The organism is Candidatus Cryosericum hinesii, assembly GCF_003570985.1.
GTDB classification, from domain to species: domain Bacteria; phylum Caldisericota; class Caldisericia; order Cryosericales; family Cryosericaceae; genus Cryosericum; species Cryosericum hinesii.
This window is the reverse complement of record NZ_QXIW01000030.1, coordinates 12,767-21,452: the sequence shown is the minus strand read 5'-3', so window position 1 is coordinate 21,452 and position 8,686 is coordinate 12,767. Positions and strand designations below refer to the sequence as shown.

The following is an 8,686-nucleotide window of genomic DNA, read 5'->3' as shown; positions in this document are numbered from 1 at the left end:
ATGACAGGGATTGTCTTGTACTTCAAGACTTTCCTTGTCGGATAAAAAACACACCTATTGTGTCTTTCAACCCGTTCTCTTCACTGTCTAGTTTTCAAGGTACCAACTGCGCGTGCCGTGCTGTCGACTGACACCCTTGGGGTGGGGCGACGGACTTTCATACTATGCAAATAGCAAAAAAAGTCAAGACCTTGCGCTTCTCTCGTCGCGCATGGCCTTCACTCTTCGTACCTCTGCGTGTCGAACAAGTAGATGATAGTCAGGATGGCGGTACTGTCAAGAGACCCAACCTCACTGCGAGACCCACTCCATGCGGATGTTTCCGTCGACCGGCGTGACAATGACATCGACGCGTTCATCATACATGTTCATGAAACTCACGTGACCGCCGCCGGAGCCGCCGGCTGGTCTCCCCATTGCATTGAAGCTCATGGTGACCACGGGGCTCACCATGGATGTCTGAGTGCCGAACACCGCCGAGACCGGATCTCTCTTGCCAACCGCCAGCGGAAACCCGGCATACCTGCTCAGCGACCTCTCCGTCCTGACTGTCCCAGGAGGCGCATAGGACTTGGTGCCTTGTCTGAAGTAGTACCGGTTCTCATTGGTTACAAAGACCATCGTGTAAAAGCAGTCTTCACACACAGCATTGGCCTGCATGTCTCGGAGGTCCAGTACCAGTGTCATCCCAGCAAATCGGAGACGGACCCGCGCGACATATCTGTCCAGAGGTGGTACTGCTATCGTTACCAGGATCATGACGATCGCCATTGTTACCACAAGCTCCAACAGCGTGAAGCCTTTTCTGCGCACAGGCACCCCTTCTATGAAGTGTTTTCATTGTGAGTCTATCCTGAAGGGTGTGTCTGGCAAGCGCGGTGGGCAGCAATAGAAACAGCCCGGTCACAAGACCGGGCTGTTTCGCCTCTTTCTACGCAGCCGCTTCTATGGCTGGTAGGTGATCGTTATCGTTTTGGTTGCAGCCGCCCAGACAACAGAACACCCCAGATTCTCGGAGACAAATCTCAAAGGAAGCATGGTTCTGCCGTTGATGATCTCCGGAACCACCTTGGCGTTTGTTGAATCGATAGGCTTAGAGACGCCATTCACCTTGGCTGCATTCTTGCCGATCCAGAGTTCGATGGTCGTGCTTCCAAGGGTAACTGTTGCCTTTCTGGCGGTTCCATCCCAGCCGACAGTTCCTCCGAGTGCTTCGATGATTGCACGTATTGGGACAAGGGTCCTTCCATTCTTGATGACGGGAGGCGAATCAAGAGTAGTCGAAGCTCCGTTGACAGTAAACTTGGAGTTTCCTATCTGGAGCACCATGACAGTCTGTTTCGGCACCTGCCCAACGGCAAGGGAATAAAGCCTCCCGCCATAGGCACCCACAAGAAAGTAAGAACCATCGGAAGCAATGGAAGAACTGACCCAGTGGACATCCGCATTTCCCGCCGGTTGCTGCTCTACCCATGTCGCCCCACTGTCAACCGAACTATAGAGTCTCGACTCATCCGATGCCAGCAGGACTTTCCCGTCAGAATCAGAAGCAAACCGAGACCACTTCTGGTTCGTGTCTCCCACTGGCTGTCGTTCCGTCCAGCTGGAACCACTGTTAGAGGATGTGTAGAGCCTTCCCCCTTCAACACCTGTGATCAGATTGCTTCCATCCGCATCCATCGCGGTTCCTTGCCAATTCTTGTCCGCAGCTCCCGCAGGCGTGACTTCCGTCCAGCTGGCTCCGCCATTCCTGGTCATGTAGAGTCTGCCGCCATAGTTGCCTACAAGCATGACGCTTCCATCGGAACTGGAAGATGCTCCACGCCAGTCTCCATCAACATTTCCCGCTGGCCGTGTTTCCGTCCACGTGCCGCCACCATTCGAGGATATCCAGAGCCGACCCGCTGAAGCCCCCGCAATCAAATGCGAACCATCAGCACTGGAAGCTACGGTCTGCCACCTCTGATCGATCGCCCCCGCCGACTGCCGCTCCGTCCACGTTGCTCCACTGTCTGCGGACGTATAGAGTCGACCAGCCCAGGCGCCAACAATCAGGTTGGTCCCATCGGCATCGGATGCGGCAGCCCGCCAGAATTGAGAAGCAGATATGGGGTATCTTTTCGTCCAGGTTGCCCCACGATCTGTTGAAGTATAGACCCAACCCTCGGTTCCATACAGACCAAAGGCAGCAGCAACCACGCGCGTTCCAGTAGAATCGGAGGCAAGCGCATACCATTCCAGATTTACGTCCCCTGCCGGCCGACGTTCTACCCAACCCGTGCTGGCAGCACGGGTCTTGCCCACCATCACACTCGAAAGACTCATCGTGAGGCACACGATCAGTGTCAAAACAAAACGGACGGAATGTTTCATGGGAAAGGCCTCCTCTAGGCTCCGATTCCTGCCAGTCACCGTACTATCGCTCTTAGAAACCAGGCAAGGTCACGGGCTGACACCACTTGAACCTGCCTGCCCCGTCGGGCTCACCGTCACATACCACGTCCTGGAACTCGAATCGACGACGGGGATGCCGACGACACCAGAAAAGGCCGTATACGGGGGGGCAAGCGTACTACTCACGATGCCCGGCTGGCCGCGGAAATTGCTGCCCTCACCGCAGCAGAATGCAAAGACCACATACTGTCTGCCGTCCAACGTGGTCAGGGTCGGTGAGATATTTGTGGGTCCGGACCAGAACGGCCCGCCGAAGCTCATGTTGTACAGGGCGACTTTCTTCACGAACTTCCCCGAAACGGGAGCGTCCATCGGTGTGTAGTGAGTCGGAACTGTGGTCAGTGGGTCCTTCTGGAACAGCTCATAGTAGTACGTCGTCCTGCTGGCTGCCGGACTGGTGCAGACGTAGACGTACAGGTCCTGCTGGTAGGTGATGGCGCTGGCCCGGACGAGCTGCAGGTCCTGAACCATCTGCGATGCATTCGACTGGATGCGCATCCGCGCCAGGGTCGAGCCAAACGACGGAACAGCCGCAGCGGCAAGGATGATGATCACCCCCACGACAATAATAACCTCGATAAGGGTGAACCCGCGAGAACGGGTTCTCCCGGTCTCTTTGTTCATCAAGGTGTGGTGTCTACGACCGGCTGGGCGATCTCTTCCTTCCACGACACACGATACAGCGAGTTCTTGGTGGCGGTGTACGTGCCACTATAGTTCCAGGAAGTGGCATTGCTGCAATAATACGTCTTACCATTGAGAAAGTAGCTATATCGCATGGCGTTGGCATATGCGTCACTCCCCGGGGTCACCACCGTAAGCTGGGCCTGGATGAGCGCCTGGAGAGTCGCCAGGTCGCTTCCGGTGTAGTTAAGATACTGGATCGTTGGCGCAGTGCTGTCGTCGGCAGCAGGGAAGAACGGAGGACGGGCACCGTTGGTCAGGTTCCAGTCGTAGTTGGTATGCTGTTCCTCATACCCGTAGACATTGCTGCCGCTCGACATGGCCGGCGCACTGGCACCCGAGTAGATCGACTGCGACCCGTTCCAGTAGCCGACCCAGTGAGGACTCGAGTTAACAGAGTGATAACTATAACTGCTGTAGTTGGAGTCGATGCCAAAGTAACCCGTCACAGCCAGCAGGGCAGCATCGATGGTCAGCGTCTTGTTGGCGTTGTACGTTGATACGGGGATGATGATGTTGTTCTTTGCGATCAGGCCCAGCTTGTCCTGCAGGCTCGGATTGACGGGCGGCGCATTGAAGTCCAGACGCGGCGGATTGACGTACGTGATATCGTCCCCGATGTAGATGTTGCCGTTCGCACCGATCGTGACCTGACCCCTCACTGTCCCACTGACTGTCGCGTCGCCGCTTACATAGATAGCCCCGTTCGCGGGCAGGGAAAGCAGGGCGCCTCCATTGATGGTGACCTTTCCGACGCCACCCGGGGCCGAAAATATGATGGTCGCATTGCCGCTCACCGTATAGTTGGAGGCTGCGTTGCTGGACAACGTTGTAAGCGCTGCCGACCCGTTGGGCCAACTAGCTGCATCGACATGGTCGCTCGCCAGAGCCTGGGACTTCGCGACTGCCAGGCCTACACCGTCGATGCCAAATCTCCCATCATGGTTGTTGCCGTCGTCGATAGCGATGTCGGTGACCGTTCCATGTGCGAAAGCCCTCGTCATTGCCCATCCACCCATGTTGAGGTCGTCGTCGGAACGAACGTAGCCGACAACAACCTCGAACTTCCCGAAGTTCACTTTGCTGTGGTACAGGCCCGAGTAATCAGAGAAGTAGCTTGTCGTTGACGATGAAGGGACATACCAGTTCCCGTTCGCGACAGTAGCAGTGCTCATCTCGCCGCGGTTGGCCTCCGCCCGAATGGTGCGTTTGATATCGGGGCTGGACAGGTTGTACGCTGTCACCTCGATCTGCCACGTGTCTGGTTTCGAGGAGTCGTACCAGTACCGGGCGTTGGCGTCCATTTCGAACCAGCGGTTGTCCGTGGCATAGGTGGTATCCATGCCTGTCAGTCCGCCATAAACGGGACTGCCCGTCGACAGGTTCGTCAACGTGCCGGTGTCTGCCGTGCCGCTCTCGAGCCGGTAGTAAGTGTCCGTCGTAATGTCGTAGAAGTAGTGCCGGACATTAGTCGAGACCGTGGTATACGAATCGCCTGTCGAACCGCCGTTGATGCCCAGCAGAAGGTCAGTCACCAGCGCCTGAGTGCAATCTTGCGCGGAACTCTGTGACGCAACAGAGAAGGTCAGTCCCGTATTGTTGATCAGGCCCAGCAGGCGGTCGATGGTGCCGTCCGCGATCGCGAGAGCACGGTCCGACTCCTGTCCTCCGAGGACTGAGACCCTCCGGGGGGCCAGCGAGCCGAACAACGTCGTCAGCAGGACAAGCGAGGCAAACGCAATGAACATCACCAGCAGGAGAGCAATCCCCTTGCGCTGCCTCCAGCCAAAGTAGTGCAGTCGTCTCATGGTGCTCCTTTTCCGGTCACTGGCGGACTGTAACAAGTCCGATAAGCCGGACGGTGCTGTATCCTGTCGTTCCGCTCAAGCCGCGAACCTGAGCTTCGAGTGTGATCTGAACAACATTGGATGACCACGCCGGACGCGTAACGGTGAAGCCCGTCACCACCTGGTCTGTCATCGGCTGAGGCGCCTCGCTGGACCACGAACTGGTCGCGCTGTTCCATGTGTTGTTGCAATACGTGATGTTGCACGGCTCGGTGGTGCTGGTCCCCCAGAACTGCTGCCCGATGCCGGCGTACGTCGAGCCAACCTTGGGCGCCGTCACGCTATAGCGGATACGGTGTTTGGCGGGGGTCCCGCTGGTATCGATGGTAAAGAACTCCAGCACGATGCCATTTGGAGGAGTGCCCACACTGGTGAGAAATGTATACGTGGCACCAGATCCCAACGTTCCATAGTTGGCTGGCACCGTCAGCACGTCCGCGACACCACGCGTGGTGTCCGCTGTTGTGGGCACCGCAGGCAGCGTGACGTCATAGTCGACGCGCGAACCGTCATTTGTTGCAATGAGATTGGGCGGATTGTGCGCATCGTCCACCGTTGTTACCTCGCGCAGTTCTTTGGTCAGCTGGTCCATCACGATAGTCAGGTTCTCGCGAGCTTTGGTCACGTTGATGGCCTTGTTCATGACGGCGGTCATGTAGCGAAAACCGCTGAATGCCATCGTCGTCACGATGACGATGACAGCACAAACAACCATCAGCTCCAGCAGCGTGAAGCCGGAACGCGCGCGCCACAATGGTACGCTAATACGCGACGATCTGAGATGTAAGCTCATAGTTGCTCTCATGCGTCCCGTTCATCCATAGCACCGTCACGGTCACGTCATAATACTGGACCTGGCTCAACGTCGCGGGAGCCGCCGTCCGGGCGACGACCTGTGTTAGCACGCGGAAACCTCGATAAGACTGTGTCACCGCCTTCTTGGTGGAGTCGGTCGTGTAGTACGGATTGTACTCCTGATTGCTCTTGTCCACTCTGTTCGCGTCGGTCGTGTACACCTTGGCCAGGTATCCTGTCAATGGTGTGAACGACGTGATGACCGGCTGGGTCGACGGGTAGACGCCGGGATACCGCACGACGAGGTCGGTCCATGCGGGCAACGGCACCAAGGCCGAGTCCATCAGCGTCGTGCGGTATGTACCGCTGGCAGTATTGCTGCCGGAGAAGTGCATCTGGGCTAGGTTCTTGTCCTCGGGTGCCGGGTTCTGTGACGGACTCCCAGGGTCTACCATGTTCTCCACAGACACGTACCCTTGCAGAGTGCTGGTGAATGCCAAAGCCTGAACCGCATAGGACTGGATCGGGCTCGCCGCGTGTCTGGAGGCGAATCGGATGGCCTGCTGGCCCGCAACGATCCCACCGGAACCAGTAGTATCGCTCGGGTTGCTGCTCCCGTCACTGATCACGGCTGTCCTCACGTACGTCGAGGTGTAGTTGCACGGGTAGCCGTCGGACTGCAGCGGGAGGTTGCCTACATCGACAATGGACGGGAAAGCGCCGGTGGGGTTGGTCGTCGCATCGTACCAGCCGTACGTCCCGGTCGAATTCAGCGTCATGCCAAGGGACGCCATCAACCCGGACGCTCCCCTCGTGACGGTCCGCGCACGCAGGTACTCAAGGGTGTACGAGGCGACATTCTTGGCGGTGTTGCGCATCTCCGTATCATTGGAGCTGGTATAGGCAAACGAGATAGCCGAGAGAACCCCGATCATGACAACCAGAAGAATAGCCATCGCCACCACAAGCTCGATGAGTGTGAAGCCGAGGCAACGTCGTCTACTGCGACCTGCCGGACTGAGGCCGTGACACAAGAGGACTGCCGCTGAAGTAACGTATGAACGATGCGCTGCTGTCCGCCTCATGGTCTGCTCCACTCACCTGCGTGCTCCAACTTTACGCCAAGCCTCCTCATTTACAAGAGGCGATTACATAAACCGTCTTCCGTACTAGCACCTCTGGCTCCTGCATCTTGGAGAGCGCGCCCGGCATATCGTTCACCAAGCATTGACACACCTGCGCTTTCCGTGGTTCAGGAGCCCGAAGGCTCCGGCGATTCAAACGAACCTACCACTTTGGGGGATGCGCCCCTCGGATTGAACAAAAGTCCTCCGGAGCTCTTTACCAGCTGACCCCAAAGATACAACGATGGAACACCTATGGAGCAGTCGTCACCACCGACGCTGTAGATGTAGAGTCCGTCCTAGTCAACCATGCGGACGTGTCCGTCTGGGCATACAGCGTCCACGTCATGGACGACCCAGAACCTGATGTCTTGTACATCACATAAGGAGTGAGCGCCGGTAGCCCAAATGGGTTGATGATGCTTACCATGGTACCGGCTTTTATGTAATTCTGGAATGGCGCCACAGTACCGTTCTTCTCGCCAATCGCGTTTGTCGCGCTCGCAATATTGAGACCCGTGGTGTGTGTGATACCCGTCAACTCCACGTAGATCTCCGAGGCAGGGAGGCTGACACCTTCAGCAACTGCGTGGTCCGGATACGCGCCCCAATCAGTCTTGAAGGTTTCAAGGGCAGTGGCCAGCGTAGACATGTCGGATGCCAGACGAGAGTTCTTCGCACGTTTGGTCATGTTCAGGTAGTTGGGGATCGCAATTGCGGCAAGGATGATGATGATCGCGATGACGACCATCAACTCGATAAGGGTAAACCCTCTTCTCTTCATTACTTCCTCCTCGGAAGTCTCTGTAGGTTGCCTGCCTGTGGTAACTGTGTCTACTTGCCTAGATTGTCGAGGCGACTACGAGAGGTGACTAAGTAGGCTTTCCGTAGCTCAGGAACCCCCATGGTGCCGGAGTCCGAAGGCTCCGGCGTGAGGGGCGAATCTACTACTCTGAAACTCCTTGCCACCTAACCCGAAAGACGCGAAGTCAGCTAGGGTTGGGTTGTCACGACCGAAGCAGTAGAGGTGGAATCCGTCCTAGTCAACCATGCGGACGTGTCCGTCTGGGCATACAGCGTCCACGTCATGGACGACCCAGAACCTGATGTCTTGTACATCACGTAAGGAGTGAGCGCCGGTAGCCCAAATGGGTTGATGATGCTTACCATGGTACCTTCCTTAATGTAATTCTGGAATGGCGCCACAGTACCGTTCTTCTCGCCAATCGCGTTTGTCGCGCTCGCAATATTGAGACCCGTGGTGTGTGTGATACCCGTCAACTCCACGTAGATCTCCGAGGCAGGGAGGCTGACACCTTCAGCAACTGCGTGGTCCGGATACGCGCCCCAATCAGTCTTGAAGGTTTCAAGGGCAGTGGCCAGCGTAGACATGTCGGATGCCAGACGAGAGTTCTTCGCACGTTTGGTCATGTTCAGGTAGTTGGGGATCGCAATTGCGGCAAGGATGATGATGATCGCAATGACGACCATCAGCTCAATCAGTGTAAACCCTCTTCTCTTCATTGCTTCCTCCTTGGAAGTTGTTGCATGTCGCCTGCCTGTGGCAGGTCATCACTATACATCTGTTCTATTGACTACGTTTTCGAGTGATGCCAATGCGGGCTTTTCGCGAATTGGTCACTGATGTGTTCTCGCCTCCTTACTCTCGAATGTTCGCTGGACCTGAGGTCCATCATTTGACCAGGCCGGTTACGCCACCCAGCTCCATCGGCCCCTGGCGTCCACCATATCGGGACCGACTTCTCAGCACTTCCTGCAGGT

Annotated in this window: 8 protein-coding genes; all 8 read right to left on the bottom strand. The window is 56.7% G+C overall.

Annotated features, from left to right (window positions below; translation table 11 throughout):
• Positions 1-291: 291 nt before the first annotated feature.
• A complete protein-coding gene (locus SMC3_RS06610; RefSeq protein ID WP_165846643.1) occupies positions 292-813 on the bottom strand; it encodes a Tfp pilus assembly protein FimT/FimU in 522 nt (173 codons plus the stop codon).
• A gap of 132 nt (positions 814-945) precedes the next feature.
• Complete coding sequence (locus tag SMC3_RS09625; protein ID WP_207799707.1) at positions 946-2,373, bottom strand: stalk domain-containing protein; 1,428 nt, start codon at positions 2,371-2,373, stop codon at positions 946-948.
• 69 nt (positions 2,374-2,442) lie between these two features.
• Complete coding sequence (locus SMC3_RS06600; protein WP_119087944.1) at positions 2,443-3,078, bottom strand: Tfp pilus assembly protein FimT/FimU; 636 nt, start codon at positions 3,076-3,078, stop codon at positions 2,443-2,445.
• Entirely contained in the window at positions 3,078-4,946 is a 1,869-nt protein-coding gene (locus SMC3_RS06595; protein WP_119089954.1) for a hypothetical protein, read from the bottom strand. The genes SMC3_RS06600 and SMC3_RS06595 overlap by 1 nt, the downstream gene beginning before the upstream one ends.
• Positions 4,947-4,962: 16 nt before the next feature.
• Positions 4,963-5,778, bottom strand: coding sequence for a type II secretion system protein J (locus tag SMC3_RS06590; protein ID WP_165846642.1), 816 nt, complete (start codon positions 5,776-5,778; stop codon positions 4,963-4,965).
• A complete protein-coding gene (locus tag SMC3_RS06585; RefSeq protein ID WP_126850802.1) occupies positions 5,747-6,865 on the bottom strand; it encodes a prepilin-type N-terminal cleavage/methylation domain-containing protein in 1,119 nt (372 codons plus the stop codon). The genes SMC3_RS06590 and SMC3_RS06585 overlap by 32 nt, the downstream gene beginning before the upstream one ends.
• A 292-nt stretch (positions 6,866-7,157) precedes the next feature.
• Entirely contained in the window at positions 7,158-7,688 is a 531-nt protein-coding gene (locus SMC3_RS09830; protein WP_119087385.1) for a type II secretion system protein, read from the bottom strand.
• A gap of 209 nt (positions 7,689-7,897) precedes the next feature.
• Entirely contained in the window at positions 7,898-8,428 is a 531-nt protein-coding gene (locus tag SMC3_RS09825) for a type II secretion system protein (RefSeq protein ID WP_119089952.1), read from the bottom strand.
• Positions 8,429-8,686 lie beyond the last annotated feature (258 nt).

Bases quoted from the DNA above. Each gene is read 5' to 3' on its own strand.
- SMC3_RS06595 (WP_119089954.1), bottom strand. From the start codon at position 4,946: ATGAGACGACTGCACTACTTTGGCTGGAGGCAGCGCAAGGGGATTGCT.
- SMC3_RS06585 (WP_126850802.1), bottom strand. From the start codon at position 6,865: ATGAGGCGGACAGCAGCGCATCGTTCATACGTTACTTCAGCGGCAGTC.
- SMC3_RS06590 (WP_165846642.1), bottom strand. From the start codon at position 5,778: ATGAGCTTACATCTCAGATCGTCGCGTATTAGCGTACCATTGTGGCGC.
- SMC3_RS09625 (WP_207799707.1), bottom strand. From the start codon at position 2,373: ATGAAACATTCCGTCCGTTTTGTTTTGACACTGATCGTGTGCCTCACG.
- SMC3_RS06600 (WP_119087944.1), bottom strand. From the start codon at position 3,078: ATGAACAAAGAGACCGGGAGAACCCGTTCTCGCGGGTTCACCCTTATC.
- SMC3_RS09830 (WP_119087385.1), bottom strand. From the start codon at position 7,688: ATGAAGAGAAGAGGGTTTACCCTTATCGAGTTGATGGTCGTCATCGCG.
- SMC3_RS09825 (WP_119089952.1), bottom strand. From the start codon at position 8,428: ATGAAGAGAAGAGGGTTTACACTGATTGAGCTGATGGTCGTCATTGCG.